12 protein-coding genes and 2 pseudogenes are annotated in these 17,615 nt (G+C 70.0%); 7 read left to right on the top strand and 7 right to left on the bottom strand.

The window, feature by feature from the left end:
* Positions 1 to 6: 6 nt before the first annotated feature.
* The gene (locus IEJ02_RS39745; RefSeq protein ID WP_191069237.1) at positions 7 to 1,584 is read right to left on the bottom strand and encodes a protein kinase domain-containing protein; all 1,578 of its coding nucleotides are present in this window, start codon (positions 1,582 to 1,584) and stop codon (positions 7 to 9) included.
* A 402-nt stretch (positions 1,585 to 1,986) separates the two neighbouring features.
* Here IEJ02_RS39745 and IEJ02_RS39740 point away from each other — a divergent pair, with 402 nt between their 5' ends.
* From IEJ02_RS39740 to IEJ02_RS39710, 6 genes and pseudogenes are all read left to right on the top strand, one after another.
* On the top strand, positions 1,987 to 2,466 hold the full coding sequence (locus IEJ02_RS39740) for a CU044_2847 family protein (RefSeq protein ID WP_191069236.1): 480 nt from the start codon (positions 1,987 to 1,989) through the stop codon (positions 2,464 to 2,466).
* A gap of 16 nt (positions 2,467 to 2,482) precedes the next feature.
* Entirely contained in the window at positions 2,483 to 4,675 is a 2,193-nt protein-coding gene (locus IEJ02_RS39735; RefSeq protein ID WP_191069235.1) for a VMAP-C domain-containing protein, read from the top strand.
* 74 nt (positions 4,676 to 4,749) lie between these two features.
* Entirely contained in the window at positions 4,750 to 5,760 is a 1,011-nt protein-coding gene (locus IEJ02_RS39730; protein ID WP_317986037.1) for an AAA family ATPase, read from the top strand.
* A pseudogene (locus IEJ02_RS50055) lies at positions 5,757 to 9,806 on the top strand (SAV_2336 N-terminal domain-related protein); the annotation flags it as partial. The gene IEJ02_RS39730 and the pseudogene IEJ02_RS50055, both read left to right, overlap by 4 nt.
* The gene (locus IEJ02_RS51470) at positions 9,698 to 10,141 is read left to right on the top strand and encodes an outer membrane protein assembly factor BamB family protein (protein ID WP_498067125.1); all 444 of its coding nucleotides are present in this window, start codon (positions 9,698 to 9,700) and stop codon (positions 10,139 to 10,141) included. The pseudogene IEJ02_RS50055 and the gene IEJ02_RS51470, both read left to right, overlap by 109 nt.
* Positions 10,142 to 10,271: 130 nt before the next feature.
* On the top strand, positions 10,272 to 10,490 hold the full coding sequence (locus IEJ02_RS39710; RefSeq protein ID WP_191069233.1) for an EF-hand domain-containing protein: 219 nt from the start codon (positions 10,272 to 10,274) through the stop codon (positions 10,488 to 10,490).
* Positions 10,491 to 10,618: 128 nt separating this feature from the next.
* On the opposite strand, the gene IEJ02_RS50910 is transcribed toward IEJ02_RS39710, so the two are convergent.
* The 5 genes and pseudogenes from IEJ02_RS50910 to IEJ02_RS39685 all read right to left on the bottom strand — a co-directional run bounded on the left by IEJ02_RS50910 (position 10,619) and on the right by IEJ02_RS39685 (position 15,508).
* Positions 10,619 to 10,918 carry an aldo/keto reductase gene (locus IEJ02_RS50910; RefSeq protein WP_343299687.1) on the bottom strand — a complete coding sequence of 100 codons (300 nt, stop codon included), beginning with the start codon at positions 10,916 to 10,918 and terminating at the stop codon, positions 10,619 to 10,621.
* Positions 10,895 to 11,077, bottom strand: a pseudogene (locus IEJ02_RS39700) (transcriptional regulator); the annotation flags it as partial. The gene IEJ02_RS50910 and the pseudogene IEJ02_RS39700, both read right to left, overlap by 24 nt.
* A gap of 18 nt (positions 11,078 to 11,095) precedes the next feature.
* Positions 11,096 to 12,466: an APC family permease gene (locus tag IEJ02_RS39695; RefSeq protein ID WP_191069232.1), complete on the bottom strand. Its 1,371-nt coding sequence runs from the start codon at positions 12,464 to 12,466 to the stop codon at positions 11,096 to 11,098.
* Positions 12,467 to 12,707: 241 nt separating this feature from the next.
* Complete coding sequence (locus IEJ02_RS39690) at positions 12,708 to 13,685, bottom strand: D-2-hydroxyacid dehydrogenase (protein ID WP_191069231.1); 978 nt, start codon at positions 13,683 to 13,685, stop codon at positions 12,708 to 12,710.
* Positions 13,686 to 13,747: 62 nt separating this feature from the next.
* Positions 13,748 to 15,508 (bottom strand): IlvD/Edd family dehydratase, encoded by a 1,761-nt coding sequence (locus IEJ02_RS39685; RefSeq protein WP_191069230.1) that lies wholly within the window; start codon positions 15,506 to 15,508, stop codon positions 13,748 to 13,750.
* Positions 15,509 to 15,946: 438 nt separating this feature from the next.
* Between IEJ02_RS39685 and IEJ02_RS39680 the strand changes: the two genes are divergently transcribed.
* Complete coding sequence (locus tag IEJ02_RS39680) at positions 15,947 to 17,092, top strand: Gfo/Idh/MocA family protein (RefSeq protein WP_191069229.1); 1,146 nt, start codon at positions 15,947 to 15,949, stop codon at positions 17,090 to 17,092.
* 156 nt (positions 17,093 to 17,248) lie between these two features.
* Here the strand turns inward: IEJ02_RS39680 and IEJ02_RS39675 are convergent.
* Positions 17,249 to 17,615 (bottom strand): SDR family oxidoreductase (locus tag IEJ02_RS39675; protein ID WP_191069228.1); only part of this gene is annotated, 367 nt, incomplete at its 5' end.

Below are 17,615 nucleotides of genomic sequence, written 5' to 3'. Positions count from 1 at the left end.
GAACGGTCAGTTCTCCGTTCCCGCGGCCCAGAGCACGGTGTCGCCGGACTTGATCACGACATTTCCGTCGGCCTGGAACACGAGGACCGCTCCTGGGTGGCCATCGGTCCGTGAGGACCAGAGGTGCTGCCCGTCGCTGTTGTAGACGACCAGGTTGCCGTCCGCCTGGAAGCGGGCGGAGTTGCCCTCGCCCTTGGTCATCGCGGCCCAGCGTGGCTTGTTGTCCCGGTCGTGGACCACCAGGTTGCCGTCCTCCTGCATGATCAGGCTCCTGGCCCCGGCCGCCACGGACTCTCCGGTGGCCAGGTCGAAGGTGGCCTTTATGACCTTGAGTGCCGCGTCCGGCTCCTGAGGCTTCTGGGGCTTCTGAGGTTGCTGGGACTCCTTGGCCGACGCGGACGGCGTCTTCCCCGCGGTCGCCGAGGCGGCCGAGCCGGACGGCCGCCCCTGCGCCGACGGGGAGGACTCGGCCGAGGAACGCTGCGTACCGAAGTGGACGGCGGCCACCACCGCCACCACGACCGCGACCGCCGCGACGGCCGTGGTCAGCAGCCAGGCGGGCCGACGGCCCCGGCCAGGCTCGGCGGGCTCGGCGGGGGCGGCGAGGACGGTGTCGGACCTCACCGCCGCCCCGGCCGAATCCTGACCGGCGGAGGCCGAGACGGGGGAATGTGCGAGGTCGGCCAGGGTGCGTGCCGAATGCTCGGCCTCGGTCAGTTTTCCGGCGAGAACCGTGGGGCATTCCTCGGGCCAACGCCCGATCCTGCCTCCCCTCTCCTCCAGCCATCCACTCAGCTGAGCCGCCGTCGGGCGCGCGGCCGGGTCCTTGGCCAGACACGCGGTGAGCAGCGGCGCCAGCTCCGGGAGGACGCCTTCGAGATCGGGCTCCTCGTGGACCACTCGGTACATCAGGGCGGCCGCGGGGATCCGTTCCCCCGCGTGCGAGAAGGGCCCGTGTCCGGTCGCGGCGTACACCAGCACGGCGGCCAGCGAGAACACATCGGCGGGTTCGGCGGCGACACCGCCGATGGCCTGGTCCGGTGCGAGATATCCGGGCGAGCCCACGGAGACGCCGAGGCGGGTGTGCCTGCTGTCGTCGGCGGCCCGGGCGACACCGAAGTCGATCAACCGTGGACGGTCGCGGGCCAGCAGGATGTTCCCGGGCTTGACGTCCCGGTGCGCAAGGCCGGCCTGGTGCACGGCCTGCACCGCGCCGCACAGTTCGGCGGCGAGTGAGAGCAGCGCGGACTGCGGCAGCGGACCGTGGGCCGCGACCCATTCGGCGAGCGACGGCGCGGGCACATACTCGGTGGCCAGCCACTGCGGGCGCTGACCCGGCGCACTGTAGTCCACGACGGTCACGGTCCACGGCGAACGGACGCGGTCGCTGTTGCGTATCTCGCGGGCGAACCGCTCCTCGAACCCCGGCTCGGAGCTGAGATCGTCGCGGATCGTCTTCAGCGCGAGCAGCCGACCCGAACCCGTACGGGATAAGAACACCTGCCCCATGCCGCCCGCACCGAGCCGGCCGAGCAACGGATAGCCGCCTATGGACGTCGGGTCCGAAGGCTGGAGGTTATTCATGACGACTGTTCCCCGGAAGTGTGCATCAGCGCTCGAAACGCGCTGGGCCTTGGCCTGCCCGCTGGCGAGCAGGGTGGTCCGCGCTCGCAAGTATGCCGGACGGGTCCCTCCTTCGCCGTTCTTTCCAGCTCATCGGCGAACCAGGTCACCGGCCTCACCCCAGCGGCCCGGCCACGACACCGGTACGCGGCCCCGCCGCCTGCAGCGCATCCCGACGTCCCCGGCTCTCCACGGCGCGATACAGTTCAGCGATAGCCGTACTACCGCGAATTCCTGCAGCGGCGGCCCCACGACAGGCCCAGGAACGGACCCTTTTCGGCCCAGGCGCCCAGCCCGGGTCCGCGCCCACCGGATCTGCGCAATCGCGCGACGACAGCTGCCCGCCGTGGCAAAATCTCCCGCATGGGGGACGTGCATCTGACTTTCGACGACGGCTCCACCGTGCGCCTTCATCTCGCGCCCACGGCCGGCTCCACTCAGGCCCCGGCGGATGGTTCGCAGCACGGGAGCAGGACAGGCGAGCCCTCTGATCTGGAACTGCCGGAGGATTTCGGCAGCGCCCAGCCAGTGAGCGTCGGCAGCCGCGCCGCGCAGGCACTCACCCGCGGGGGCGAGGTTCTGACCCAGGCTTTGAACCCACTGGGCGGCGTCCTCAGCAGTATCCATCAATCCTTCTCCCAGTTCCCCGTACGCCCTGACGAGGTCACCGTGGAGTTCGGCGCCACGCTGGGCAGCGACCTGAGCCTGGGCGTCTTCTCGGGCAAGGGCGAGACGAGCTTCACGGTGAGCGCCACATGGAACCTCGCCGAGCGGCCGACTGCCGCTCCCCCCTCGCAGTCCGGCGGCTCCTCCACCGGAGCATCGCGTCCCGTGACGTCGTGACGGGCGGAGGCCGAGCGTGAGCGGGGCACCATCCGACGCGGCGTTGCACCAGGCTTTCGTATCGGTGCGAAGCCAGGTTCAGCCCGTCGGCGCCGGCGTCCTCATCACCCAGAATCTGGTACTCACCTGTGCGCATGTGGTCAACAGCGCACTGGACCGGGATCGTTTCACGCAGGCAGTGCCCGACCGGAACCAGGTGGTCAGGCTGCGCATGCCGCATGTGTCGGCCGGACAGGAGTTCCACGGTCGCGTCGTCCCGGAGATGTGGCGGCCGCCGAGGGCCAAGCGGAGCGGGCCGGTCCAGCCGCCTGCACCGGGCGTGCTCCCCTACTACGGCGATCTGGCAGTGCTGGAACTCGACATACCCGCGCCCTCGGGCGCGGAGCCCGCCCCCTTTCTCGCCCACCGGGACGGCGGCGAGGTCGTGGCCCTGTGGACCAGCGGTCATGAATTGCCCACCGTGCGCGCGGTGCCCCGCGTTTCCTCCGGGCCATGGATCGCCCTGGACGTCGTCGGAGGCCGGGTCGCGAAGGGATTCAGCGGAGGCCCGCTATGGGATCGGGAACGCCAGGCCGTGGTGGGGGTGGTGGTCGCCGAGCACGGGGTCGGCGACGCCCGCACGACGGACGCGACGCGGGCGGACCGCGATGGCCACCTGAACACGTCGGCGGTTCTCCAGGCGATGTACGCCATCGGATTGCCCACCATCGAGTCGGAGCTGCCCGAGCTTCCGCCGGTGGCGGTTCCGATGGCGGCGCGCGGACGACAGCAATTGCTCGCCGCACTGGAGCAGTTGCTTCCCAACCCTCAGTCGGTGGCGGAGTGCACTCGATGGCTGTCGACGCGCCTGGGCCGGGCAACCGGTGACATCGCGGTCACGGATCCGGCCCGCCTCGTCGGCTTGGCCATGGGTGTACGGCGCGGCATTCCGGAGCTGCTGGACGTCGTCCGCACCCAGCTTTCCGGACGCGCCCCCTCCACCGACCCGTATGGAACGCCGGGCTGGGCACAGCTGCTCCGGGTGGCCCGGGTGGTGAGCCCCCGCGAAATACTCACCCTCCGTCAGCAGCGCGATCTCACCGGGCTGCTCGCTCACTGCCGCACGACCGACCCCACCTCTCTGCTGCGAAAGGTCCTGCCATACGCCGACGGGCTTCCGGCCGTGTCCTCACCCGCACACGCGATGGAAGTCCTCGAGGGATACGAAGCGCCCGCCGGGCAACCGATGCCGCCCCTGCTGCAGGGCGCCGTCCGCGTCAGCCTGGAGGAGCGCGAAAGCGGGGCCCACCCCTCGGACGACCTGGACGCCTGGGTGGACATGGCCGCCGCCCGTTTCGGTATCCCGCTCGCGGGGGTCGAGCAGTTCCGCGCGGACGTGGCCGCCGAGGCACGGCCACCCCGTCGCGCCGACGCGGGCCGCGAGCCGCACGCACCCCGGGTTCAGGTTGAGCTTCTTCCGGTGGCTCCGGGTAACCGGTTCACGTATCAGATCTGGGTCTGGACCGACGGGGGCAGACACGACGTCGTCCTCACCCAGGACACCGAGGTCTCCAGCCATCACGTGGTGGAGTCCATCCGGCATGTGCTGCGCACCGAGGTGGAAGAGCACCCGGAGACGGCGCTGGTGGAGTACTTCGTCGCGTCGGCGTGGCTGCGGCTGGAAGTGGACACCTGGCAGTGCGGCGAAAATGGTCCCGACGGCGCCTTCCTGCCGGGGATCACGCGCCGGGTCGTGCTGCGCAGTTCGCAACGGACGCGCGAGACATACGCCGGCTGGAAGCGGCGCACGAAGGCGCTCGCCGCCTCACGTCACCTGGTGCTCGACGGGCGGAGCGCGGACCCGGCGGTCGCCCAGGCGGTACTGGAGATCAATCCGGACGCCGGAGTCGTGATCGTGTGCTGCGACCGGCAGCGTCAGAGTTCCGTCCTCCAGCAATGCATCCAGGCCGGAGTGCACACGGTGCTCTGGCACCGCCACGGCGACGGTGAGGACATCGCGGCCGAGCTGGTGAATCTTGTCGAAGGTGTCGACCACCACGGCATTCCGGAAGCCGTGCGCATGGAGCGTGCCAAAGCGCTCGCGTGTCCGGAGACCCCCGTTCACCACGGCCGACAGCTCTCGCTCCTCCACGACGGGCCGGATCACAGACCCCCACCGCTCGCTCCCGACGCATGGACGCTGACCCACCCCGACCGGAACCACCCCTGACCGGAACCACGACACACCGGAACCACGACCGTGACGAGAACCATGACCGCTGGACCACCGAGGAGACCGTGACCGTGTCGCAGCAACCGCCCGCACCGCCGGACGACCACGGCGATCGGCCCGAGGAATGGTGGGTGTTCCGCGGCCCGGCCGAGCTGCCCGCTCCACCGCCCTGGCGGCGCGTGCCGGCGTCCCGGCGCTCCGACCGGCCGCGGACGTATCTGCTCAACCGCGACCAGGTGGCGGTGGTCAACGCGGCCTTGCACCTGCGCCGCCCCTTGCTCGTCACTGGACGCCCCGGGACGGGCAAGACGTCCCTGGCACATGCCGTGGCGGAGGACCTCGGCCTCGGCGAGGTGCTGCGCTGGCCGATCAACAGCCGCTCCACCCTGGCAGACGCCCTCTACCGGTACGACGCGGTGGGCAGACTCCGCGAGGCGTCGCTGCGCCGGGAGCGCGAGAGGGCCAGACACGCACGGCACAGGCTCCGGCAGCGCGGCTCCCGGGCATCCGACATCGACGACTATCTGCGGCTCGGCCCACTGGGCACCGCCCTCGCTGCCACGGGCGCCCCGCGCGTGCTGCTCGTCGACGAGCTGGACAAAGCGGATATCGATCTGCCCAACGACCTGCTGGTGGTCCTGGAAGAGGGCGAGTTCGAAATCCCCGAACTGGCGCGGCTGCCCGAGCACCGGCAATCGGCCGACGTGCTCACCACCGGCAGCAGGAAACGCGCCCACGTCGAGCGGGGAATCGTGTCCTGCGAACACTTCCCGGTAGTGATCATGACCAGCAACGGGGAACGGGACTTCCCGCCCGCGTTCCTGCGTCGCTGTGTCCGGCTCGACCTCCCGGACCCGGACGAGTCCAAGCTTCGGGACATCGTCCGCCACAACTTCGGAGAGGCAGCCCTCACCGAGGCCAATGACCTCATCGAGACCTTTCTCCACCGCACCGCCACCCAGACGCTCGCGACGGACCAGCTTCTCGCCGCCATCCACCTGCGGCTCACCGGCGCCGATCTGAGCCATGAGGAGCTCGTCAACGCGGTGATGCACCGCTTGGACGAAGCGCTCTCGACATGATCGAACGGCTGCGACGCATCCTGGACGGCGTCGGCTATGACGTGGGAGCCACCGAACTCCTCGACGTCCTGTGGCTGGCGCGGGCCATGAAAGGCGGGCACGAGCTGGGCGACGGCACCCACACCGCGGATCCGCGGACAGCCGCGACCCACACCGCGGCGGACACCGACTCCGTGGATCTTCCACCGGCGTCGCCCCGGCCAACGGGCCCCTCCGAAACGGCCGCCGGCCCCAACGCCGCAGGCGGCCGCGAGGTGTTCGGCACCGGGAGCGCCGAAAGCGCATCCGGCACGCCCGCACGCGCCGTACGCGTCCCGGGCCCGCGAGCCCTGCCCGGCATGCACGGCCTGGCAGGAGCGATCCGCCCGCTCCGCGGCCACCGCGACCACCCGTACCGGGTCGTCACCGACATCGAGGCGACGGTACGGCAGACAGCGGAGTCCGGGGTCCTCGACGTGGTGTCGCGCCCCCTCCAGGAACTGCGGTACACCGCCGTACTGCTCGTGGACGACAGCCCGTCCATGCGGGTCTGGCGCGCGACGGCGCGGGAAGTGAAGCGCCTTCTCGAGCGCAGCGGCGTCTTCCGCGACGTCCGGGTGCGGCGGTTCACACCCGGGAAGCGGGAGCCTTCCGTCGCCGCGCCACACTCGGACCGCTCTGTGGTGTTCGTGTTCACCGACGGTGTGCACGCGGCCTGGCGGAACCCGGCGATCGGCACCGTCATCGCGGCGTGGGGCCGGACCGGACCGGTGGTCGCGCTGTCTCCCCTGCCCCGCCGCATGTGGCGCGGCACCGGCCTCGCCACCGAGCCCTGTCTGCTCACGGCCGCTCGCCCATTCCCGGGGAACGGGGATGTGGTGGCGCGGGATCCCCTGTCCCATGTCCCGGTGGAGCCCGTGGGTCCGTCCGCGCTGCCGGTGGTGACGCTCTCCGCCTCGTCACTGGCCACCTGGGCCCGCTTCGTCGCCGGGCCCGGTGTGCCTCGGCTCATCGAGACGGCGTGGCCCGGGCAGTCCGGCGACGAGCGAGGCCGATGGGGGAACGAGGAGCCCGCGGACGGGGCCTCCGCCGAACAGCTCATCCGGCGGTTCCGCGGCTCCTTCTCACCCGAGGCATATCAACTCGCCGTGCGCCTGTCCGCGATCCGGCCGCTGAACGTCCCTCTCATGCAGTTGGTACGGGCCGCCGCACTGCCGGCGAGCACACCGGCCCACGTAGCGGAGCTGCTGCTCGGCGGTCTGGTCATGCCCTCGGAAGAGGAGGCGGAAGAGGGAGCAGAGGAGCGCCGGCAGCGGCAACCGCCGGTGTCGCGGCTCCTGTGGGCGGAAGAATCCGGTTATGAGTTCAAGCCCGGTGTCAGGGAACTGCTGTCGGCCGGTCTCAGCACGGAACAGTGCATCGATCTCGCCGAGACCGTCGGACGTGCCTTGGAGCCTTACGTCGGCAGGCTCCCCGCCTTCGCGGCACTGATCGCCGACCCTCATGGCCAGAGCACCATCTCGGAGGGGACATCAGCGTTCGCCATGCTGGTGGGTCCCGTCCTGGAGCGGCTGTACCCCGTCCAGGAGCCGGCGGTCACCCCTGATGCCGCCCGGCCCATGGCACGGCCCGCAGCCCCGGCCGAGCCGCGCGCGAAGGCGGTGACCCCATACGCGCCCGTGGCCCCGCTCCGATTCACCGTTCTCGGCCCACAGCTGGTGTGGCGCGGCAGCACCGCGGCGGACGCCGGCCCCTCGCGGCAGCGCGCGGTGCTCGCCGCCTTGCTGCTGCGCACCGGGCGAGTCGTCACCGCTGCCGAGCTGATCGACGGTGTGTGGGGCGACGAGCCTCCGATGTCCGCCCCACGGATCCTGCGCGGTTACATCGCGCGGCTGCGCGAGTTGCTCGCCCCTGACGTATGCGTATCCCACGAGTTCGAGGGCTACCGGCTGCGGAGCCCCACCGGTGACCCCGTGGAACTCGATCTCGATCTGACAACTGTCGAGCAGCTGGAAAGCGAGGCTTCCCGCGCCCGGCAGGCCGGGGACCTCACCGCGGAACGCGACCACCTGGCGGATGCCCTCTCGCACTTCGGCGGCGAACCCCTCGCCGGGGTACCGGGGCCCTTCGCGGAGGGACAGCGCGCCCAATTCATGGAGTGGCGGCTCAATCTCCAGGAGCGGCTGTTCGCCGTTGAGCTGGAACGGGGGCGGCATACGGACGTCCTGGAAGAACTCGGCGTCCTCTCCGCGGAGCATCCACTGCGTGAACGCCTCAGAGCGCTGCTCATGCTGGCCCTGCACCACAGCGGGCAGCCGGCGGAGGCACTCGCCGTCTACGACGAGACGCGCCGGATGCTCCACGAGGAGTTGGGAATCGATCCAGGGCCCGAACTCGTCTCGGCACACCGGTTCGTGCTGGGGCAGGGTGACCCACCACAGCTCTCCGCGCCGCCCGCGCAGCAGTCAGGGCCGACACCACGGACGTGGCTGGCCTGGCGCAGGACGGAGGGCTGGCATTTCACCGTGCTTGGGCCTGTGCGGGCCCATCACGACGGTCAGCAGCGCAGCGCCGGCTCGCCCCAACAGCGGGCCGTGCTCGCTGCCCTGCTGCTGCGTGAGGGCCGCTCGGTGACGGCCGCCGAGTTGATCGACGGCGTGTGGGGCGAAGAGCCGCCCGACGCCGCCCACGCGGCGATTCGGACGTACGCGTCCCGGCTGCGCAAAGCCCTCCAGGACTTTCCCACACGCGACCCAGAAGGCTATGCGATACGGCTCAAACCGCATGAGCTGGACCTCACCGTGGCACGCGAGCTGGCGGAGGAGGCGCGGGCCGCCGAGGCAACGGGCAATCTGCCGCACGCCATCGCCCTCCTCGGCCATGCCCTCGACATGTGGGACGGCGAGCCGCTGGCCGGCCTTCCCGGCCCATACGCCGCTGGCCAGCGCATGCGCCTCCAGCAGTGGCGGCTGGAGCTCCTGGAGCAGCGTCTCAGCCTGGAGCTGGAGGTCGGAACCCCTGCCGAAACAGTCCCCGCACTGACCGCGCTGACTGCCGAACACCCCTTGCGCGAGCGGTTGTGCGAGCTGCTCATGCTCGCGTTGTACCGCAGCGGGCGCCAGGCCGAGGCCCTCGCGGTGTACGCCCACTTCCGGCTCCTTCTCGCGGACGAACTGGGCGTCGATCCTGGTCCGGCCCTCGCCGAACTCCAGCAGCGCATCCTGCGAGCCGACGAACGGCTGGCCGGACCGATCCGTACGGCGCACGCGGCCGTGCCTGCGCCGACGACCCTCGGCCCGGGAGACTTGGCGGAGGCGGGTACGTCGCCAGGAAGCGGCCAGGACCGCCGACGGCCATGGCGGTTCCGTATGTCCGACGACATCTCGGGCACGCCGGTGGTCGCCGGGAACCTGCTCTACGTCACGTCGTTCGAGGTGCACGCGCTCGATGTGGCCACCGGGCGGCGGCAGTTCAAGACGCGTGACGTGGCATGGGCCATGGCGGTCGCGGACGGCCGTATCCATGCCTCCGACGGCCCGACTCTGTACGCGCTCGACGCGGAAAACGGCGCGAAGCGGTGGCGGCTGTCGACGGGCGGCTGGGTCTACTCCCTCAAGGTCGACCGGGGCACGGTCGTCACCGCTACGCGCGGCGGTGGCGTCCAGGCGTGGGAGGCGGCCAACGGCGAGCTGCTGTGGGAGACGGAGGGCGCGCAGACCGAGTTCGAGACGGCCGATGACGGGCCGGTCGTCCACGACGGCACGGTGTATGTGTGGGCGGACGCGCGGCTGCGGGCCCTGGAGGCGCGCACCGGCGCGGAGCGCTGGTCGTACCCGGTGGGCGACGCGGCGTCGTGCGGCGGGGTGCCGCTGCGTCTGCTGGCGGCACCGGACGGGGTGGTCTACGTCTCGGCGGGGACGCGGGTGCTCGCGCTCGACATCGCCCGCGGGGACGTGCGGTGGCGTTTCGAGGCGCCCGCCGTCTTCCTGTGCGCCCCCGCGTACGCGCCGGGGCCCGCGGTCACCGGCGGCGGCGTGTACATCGCCGACTGCCTCGGCACGGTCTACGCGATCGACGCCGCCAACGGCCGCGACCGCTGGCGCATCGCCACCGAGGCCCGGCAGTCGATCGAGCCGGTGCTGGTGGCCGACGGNTCCACTTCGGCTCGGCCGACCACTGCCTCTACACGGTGGACGCGGCGGGCGGCCAGCTGCGCTGGAAGCTGGCGACGGGCGGCGAGATCACCGGATCCCCGATGGTCGCCGAGGGCGTGGTGTACGCGTGCGGCAAGGACCGCTGCGTCTACGCGCTCGACGCGGCCAGAGGCACCGGCCGGCCACTCTCAGCCCGCCGCCAAGCGGCCGGGACCGGGTCCCCCGACGGGCTGAGAGGTACGCGGTGACGATCTCGGAGTCATGGGCCTCGGAACGAGTTCGGCCCGCGACAGCCGGGCAGGTTGGGCGGCGCCCGGGTTGCTCCGGGCGGACGGATAACCTAGGTCCGTCAGCGAAGATCGCAGAAGGGCGGAGCACATGGTGGACATCGTGGAGACGGCGGCACGGAAGGTCTTCGACCGCTACGACGTCGATGGGGACGGCCTGGTCACGGCGGACGAATACCGCAGGGTCGTGGCGGAGTTGGAGGGCTCGGAGATCACCCAGTCGCAGGCCCAGGAGCTCATCGACTCGCTCGACACCGACGGCGATCGCCAGATGTCCTTCGAGGAGTTCTGGGCGGCCATGAATGCCTGACACCGCCGGGTCCGGCACGTGAGCGTGCGGCAGGCGGTGCGGCCCCTTCCCGCCACCGCGTGGCGAGAAGGGTGGGCCCTCTCGGCGGCACGGCACCGAACACTTGATGCGCTCGACCGCCGTCTGTCTCAGCGTCGGCGCTGGTCGGTGCGGAGCTCAAAGTCGCCGTAGCTGTTGTCGGCGGGGTTGACGGTCACTCCGGGGACGCCCGGGTGGTTGATGACGAGGGCGACGGCCAGCTCGATCAGGGTGAGGCCGGATTCCTCCGCCAGGGCCGCGAGCTGTTCGACCGCGTCAAGCTTGCGCTGGTTGGCGGGGGTGCTCATGTCGAAGCGGGCCGCGGGCCGTGCCGCGGAGGCCGGGCCCGAGGTGTTGTCCTTGCGGTAGCGGCCCGACAGCCAGCCGCCGGCGAGGTTTCCGCGCTCCAGCCGGATGTAGTAGTCCACGCTCATGCCCGCGAGCAGAGCGACCTCTTCCCGGCGCAGGCCCGCGACGCGGCGTTTCCCGCCGTAGACCGGCAGCCCGGCCTGCTCCGGGGTGATCCGGGCGCGCCGGGTGCCCAGGAACTCGCGGACCTCCGCGGCCACCGCGTGAGCCAGGCGCCGTCAGACCCTCTCGCGCCCGAGCTTCGCGTAGCTCTCGGGACGCTTCTCGCGCAGGTAGAGGGCGTAGAGCACACCACCGATGAACAGCGCGAACGTGAACGTCATGAAGATCGCCGTCAGCAGCATCGACCCTCCGATGAGTTCGGGGTAGTTCCGGATGGCCAGGTATGTCACGGCGCCGAGGAACACCATGCTGATCGCCGGAGCGACCACCGTATTCCACGGCGATTCGGGATTCGTCCGCCGCCGGCGGAGGAAGTAGACCAGCACCGCGATGCATACGATGAACATGAGCAGCAGCACGTTGAAAGTGCCGCTACCGCTGGCGATCGCGTAGAGGTCGTCGGGACGAACCCGGAGCACGGTGAACACGATCGTGGCCACGGCCCAGACGATGCCGACCGTCAACGCCGAGACGTAGGGTGAGCGATGGCGCGGGTGTACACGGCCGAGCACCTTCGGCAGCACCCCGTCCTTCGCGAGCGAGAAGCTGTAGCGGGCGGCGATGTTCTGAACGGAGAGCATCGACGCGAGGACCGACGTGATGAGGAGCACCGAGATGACGTCGGCGAAGACCGTCCCGACCAGCTGCCCCGCGGAGTTGTTGAACAGGCCGATGGTGTCCGTCCGTGCGGCCCTCTGCGCCCGGTCCGCGCCGAGGAACGCGACGTACCCCCACGCCGCGACGACGTAGAACACGCCGATGCCGACGACGGCGAGGTACGTCGCACGCGGAATGGTGCGATCCGGGTTCTTGACCTCGTCGCGGAAGATCACGGTCGCCTCGAAGCCGAAGAAGTTGCCGATCGCGAAGAGGAGCGCCAGCCCGAGCCCGGCGTCTCCCAGCCACGGCATCGAGAACCCGATCCCGTGAGCGACGCGGTCGCCGCTGGTCGAGAACGACACCACGTCGAAAACAAGGACGATCACGACTTCGAGAATCATCGCGACCGTGAGCACCTTCGCCGAGAGATCGATGCGGCAATAGGCGAGCAAGGTGGTGACGGCGATGATCGCGAGCGCGTACCAGTACCACGAGACTTCGGGTCCATGGAGGGTCTTGGTGACGAACCCCTGCAGCGTGACCGCGAAGAACGGTGGCGCGAAGAAACCGATGAAGAGATAGCCGACGAAAGCCAGGAACGCGCCGCCGAGGCCGGCCGGCTTGCCGAGACCGGCGGTGACGAAGGAATAGAATCCACCGGGGTTCTCGATCGAGCGGCTCATCTTCACGAAGCCCACCGAGAAGATGAGCAGCATCACCGTCATGATGATATAGATGCCCGGCGTGGTCTTACCGCTGTACATCATGAGCACGGGCATGGTGCCCGCCACGGTTGCCAGGGGTGAGGCGAATGCGAGCACGCTCATCGCGAGCTCTCCGACTCCCATATTGCCCCGGAGTCGAATCCCCTCGGTCTCCGGGACCTGCGTCGCTGTCTCGGTAATGCCGGCCATATGAACCCCATCGTCGAATGCTCCGGAATGGCACGACGCTAGTGGCGAGCCTTTACGCCCTTCTGTGCCAAGGTGAGACACCTCGCGGGACACGCTGAGGCATGCGTAAGTGCCGGTTCGCCGTCGGGCGAACCGGCACTTACGCGCCGCGCGCTCAGGGTGCGGTCGACGCCGGGGCGGTGACTCCGAGCTCGCGCAGGTCGACGACGTCGCGCAGCGGCTCGCCGGCCTTCCAGCGGCGCAGGTTCTCTACGAAGCGGTCGACCACGCGACCGCGCCAGCCCACCAGGTCCCCCGACGCGTGCGGCGACACGAGGATGTTGTCCCGACTCCAGAACGGACTGTTGGCCGGCAGAGGCTCCTGCTCGAACACATCGAGGGCCGCGGCATCGAGGTGATCGTCATCCACGGCGGCGAGCAGGTCGTCCGCGACCACCACGGCGCCCCGTCCGACGTTGACCAACCGGGCGCCCCGTCGCATCTTCTTCAGCCGGGAGGCGTCGAACAGGCCGCGGGTGTCCTCGGTCAGCGGCAGGGTCAACACGACGTCGTCTGCTCTGGGGAGCAGTTCGTCGAGGTCCGCGATGGCCGCGACGGCACCGAGCGCCGGGTCCTGTCGGGCGGTACGACCCACGACGGTGACATCCATTCCCGCGGCGCGAAGGAGCAGCACGGTCTCCCGTCCCACCGGGCCGGGTCCCACGACGAGCACCTTCCGGCCCAGGATGGGTTCGGTCTCCCTGTGTTGCCAGCGGTGCTGGCGCTGGAGCTCGATCGTGCGACGCAGGTCCTTGGTGAACATCAGCAGCACGCCGAGTACCCATTCCGCGATCGGACGCTCGCAGACCCCGCGCGAGTTACTGGCCACGACATCGCTGTTCACGACCGATTCGGTCAGGAGCGGATCCATGCCGATGCTGGAGGTGTGGATCCAGCGCAGCCGCCCCGGGCCGACCTCGCGCAGCAACGTGCTGCGGAAGTCGTTGAGGAACAGGATCTCGGCGTTCTCCTGGGCGGCCCGCAGCTCGTCGGCCGTGCGCACGACGAGGACCTCCGCCTCGGGTTCCACCGCCGCGAGCGGCGGCACTTGTCCTCCCTGAGGCACGATGACGATCACCTTCGGGCGATGCATATATTCTCTCCACTTCGAGCGGCGTCCCGTTTCGCGGCGCCGCGTCCCTTTCATCGGTGCGGCTACCAGCCGCCCTGCCATCCGCTGGTGAGGCCGTACGGAAGCCGCTGCGGCTCTTCATCCGGCAGCTTCCGCAGGAAGTCGAAGTCGCATCCTTCATCGGCTTGTGTGACGTGGTCGATGAAGAGCCGGCCGTAGCCGCGGCGGTACTTCGGCGCAGGCAACTCGACATCCGCGAGACGCCGTTCGATCTCCTTGTCCGGGATGTCGAGATCGAGACGCTGGTTCTCCACGTCGAGCACGATGGGGTCGCCGTCTCGCACGGCGGCAAGCGGTCCGCCGATCGCGGCCTCGGGCGAGACGTGGAGGACGGTGGTGCCGAACGCGGTGCCGCTCATGCGTGCGTCCGAAATGCGTACGATGTCGCGGATGCCGCGACGGAGAAGTCGCTCGGGGATCGGCAGCATCCCCCACTCCGGCATGCCGGGCGCGCCCGCGGGACCGCTGTTGCGCAGCACCAGCACCGAGTCCTCGGTGATGGGGAGGCCGGGGTCGTCGATCCGACGCCCGAGGTCGTAGATGTCCTCGAACACGACCGCCGGCCCCCGGTGCTTCAGCAGCTCGGGCGACGCGGCGCTCCTCTTGATGACCGCGCCCTTGGGGGCGAGCGACCCGCGCACGACCGCGATGCCGCCCGAGGCGTCGAAGGGCTGCTCGAGCTTGCTGATGACCTCGCCGTCCGGCTCGGCCGCATCGCGGTAGCCGTCGGCCAGCGTCTCGCCGGTGACGGTGATTGCCTCGCCGTGCAGCAGGGGGGCGAGCTCCTTCAGAACGGCGGAGATGCCGCCGGCGTGGAAAAGTTGCTTGATGAGATGCTCTCCCGAGGGGCGTACATTCACGATCCGCGGGGTGCGCTTCGAGATCTCATGGAAGCGGTCGAGCCGCAGCTCGTAGCCGACCCGCCGCGCCAGCGCCAGCAGGTGCACGACCGCGTTGGTCGAGCCGCCGACGGCCATGAGCAGGGTGATCGCGTTGTCGAACGCCTGCTCGGTGAGCACCTCGCTCGGCCTGGGCCCCTGCGAGACCGCCATCTCGACCGCTCGTCGACCAGTGGCCTCGGCAGCCGAGGCTCTGCGGGAGTCCACGGCGGGGATCGAGGCGGTCCCGGGCAGGCACATGCCGAGCGCCTCCACGAGGGAGGTCATGGTCGAGGCCGTGCCCATCTCGCTGCAGTGCCCGGCGGTGGGCTTCGCACTGGCCTCGAGGTCGTTGAAGTCCTGCTGCGTGATGGTTCCCGCACGGAGCTCGTCGGCGTACTTCCAGGTGTCGGTACCGACACCGAGCTGACGACCGCGGAAGTAGGCGGGTTCCTGAGGCCCGCCGGTGAGCATGATCGTCGGAACGTCGGCGCTGGCCGCGCCCATGAGCTGAGCCGGAACCGTCTTGTCGCAGCCGCCGAGCAGCACGATCGCGTCAAGCGGGTAGGCCCGGACCGACTCCTCGACGTCCATGGCCATGAGATTGCGGAACTGCATGGCCGACGGCTTCATCAGGCTTTCGCCGAGCGAGATGGTCGGGAACTCCAGCGGCAGGCCGCCCGCCATCAGCACGCCGCGCTTGACGGCGTCGGCCAGCAACTTGAAGTGGATGTTGCAGTTCACCAGCTCCGACCACGAGTTCGCGATGCCGACGACCGGCCGGTCCTTGATGGCGAATTTCGAGAAGCCTTCCGCCTGGATCGCGGTTCGGTGGATGAATCCCGTGAGATCGTGCGGGCCGAACCAGCGCGCACTGCGGAGTTCACTGGTGTTCGGGTCGGACATGTGTGTGGTGCTCCTTGAGCGGGGCTTGGTGCGGAATGATCCGCGCGGAGGCGGGACGTCTCGGATGGGGGCGTGGGTCAGGCGGCGGTGGTGCCGCCGTCGAGGGCCATGCTGGTGCCGGTCGCGAAGGCCCCGTCGATCGCCAGGAACCAGATCGCCCGCGCCGCCAGAGCGCGGCTGAGCCCGACGACACCCGCCTTCGCGGCGCTGTCGTGCGCCAGTCCCGCGACCCCATGCTGTCATCGCCGGAACTCCCTCGTGACTCAGCAGGACCGATGCGAGTCAGTACAGCAGCGCGGCGAGGGTCAGCGATGTTCCAGATTGGCACACCGCTCCCCGGGTCGGCATTTCTAGGCTGGCTCACACGACGCGCCGGAATCCCGCCCGGGAGCGCCCGTCGGAGCATTCACGAGACCCGCGTCAGACGAAGGAGTCACCTTGCCAGAGCAGAACCGCATCGGTGTCGGACTGATCTCCGTCGGAGTGATGGGGCGGCTCCACGCGCGCTCCTACCTTCAGAGCCAGCAGTTCTTCCCGGAGCTGCCGACGCGCGCGGAACTCGTGATCGCCGCCGATCCGGATCCGAACGGACGCGCCTACGCGACCGAAGCGCTCGGATTCCGCGAGACGACGAACGACTATCGCAAACTTCTCGCGCATCCGGACGTGGACGTCGTGTCCATCTGCTCGCCGAATTTCCTGCACCACGAGATCGCGCTCGCGACCATAGACGCCGGCAAGCACTTCTGGATCGAAAAGCCGATGGGCCGCAGCGCCCGCGAGTCCCGGGAGATCGCGCAGGGCGCGGCCGCGGCGGGACTCTTCACTGCCGTCGGCTTCAACTACCGGCATGCTCCCGCGGTCGCCGAGGCGCGCCGCCTGATCCGGTCCGGAGAGCTCGGGCGCATCACCAACCTGCAGATCCGCATGATCACCAGCTACGCCTCCGACCCGACCCAGGGCTTCACCTGGCGGTACGAACAGGCACAGGCCGGTTCCGGAGTGCTCGGCGACGTACTGAGTCACGGCTTCGACCTGGCGCAGTTCCTCGTGGCCCCCATCACCTCGGTGAACGCGGTCACCGAGCGCTTCATCCCGCGGCGTCCGCTCCCCGAAGGCGGTTCCCGCGAGGTCGAGAACGAGGACTACGCGGCCCTGCTCGCTCGCTTCGACGGGGGTGCGATCGGCATCTTCGAGACCACCCGCGTCGCGATCGGACCGCACGCGGAGTACATCATCGAGGTCTACGGCACCAAGGGTTCGCTGCGCTGGAACTTCGACCGCATGAACCAGCTCGAGCTGGCTGACAACGGCACCGGCTACCGCACGATCATGACTCCCACCTCCTACGGCGAGTTCGGCCGCTTCCAGCCGAACGCCGGACCCGGCATCGGCTTCAACGACCTCAAGACGATCGAGGCGGCGCTGTTCCTGCGCTCGGTCGCGGAAGGCGTGCAGCTCGCGCCGTCGGCGGCCGACGGCTGGTCGGCCTCCGAGCTGGTCGATGTGTCGCTTCGCAGCGCCGAGTCCGGCCAGTGGGTCGACGTCCCCGCTGTCACCGGCGCGACCACGACGCAGGCATAGACCGCGGAGCACGCGGAAAGGGCCGGAGTCCCCCGATCTCCGGCCCTGCTGTCTGCGCGACCCCGACCGGACCACGGCCTGGTCGGGGTCGCGTCTTCATCGTGGCGATGGCACCGGAGGCCGCACGCAGCACGACCGGTCACCGCCGACCCGATATCACGCCGCGGTGTACGTGCCGTCGATGACCAGTTCCGCGCCACTCATGTAGCCGGCCTCGTCCGAGGCGAGGAACACGACCGCGGCGGAGATCTCGGACGGCCGCGCCCAGCGGCCGAAGCGCGACGACTCGGGAGGTAGCGCCGTCGGATCCGCGCGGAGAAGAGGGGTGTCCGTCTCGCCGGGGAAGACCGCGTTGACCCGGATCCGGTGCTCGGCCAGCTCGAGCGCGGCCGCCTTGGTCATGCCGCGCACCGCCCACTTCGACGCGACATACGCGAAGTTGTCGGTGAAGCCGACCAGGCCCGAGGTCGAGCAGATGCTCACGATCGATCCTCCACCGGCCGCCTTCATCGACGCCACGACC

This window comes from Streptomyces sp. 5-10, from assembly GCF_014712245.1.
Classification (GTDB): Bacteria; Actinomycetota; Actinomycetes; order Streptomycetales; family Streptomycetaceae; genus Streptomyces; species Streptomyces violaceusniger.
This window is presented reverse-complemented; position numbering and strand designations above follow the sequence as displayed.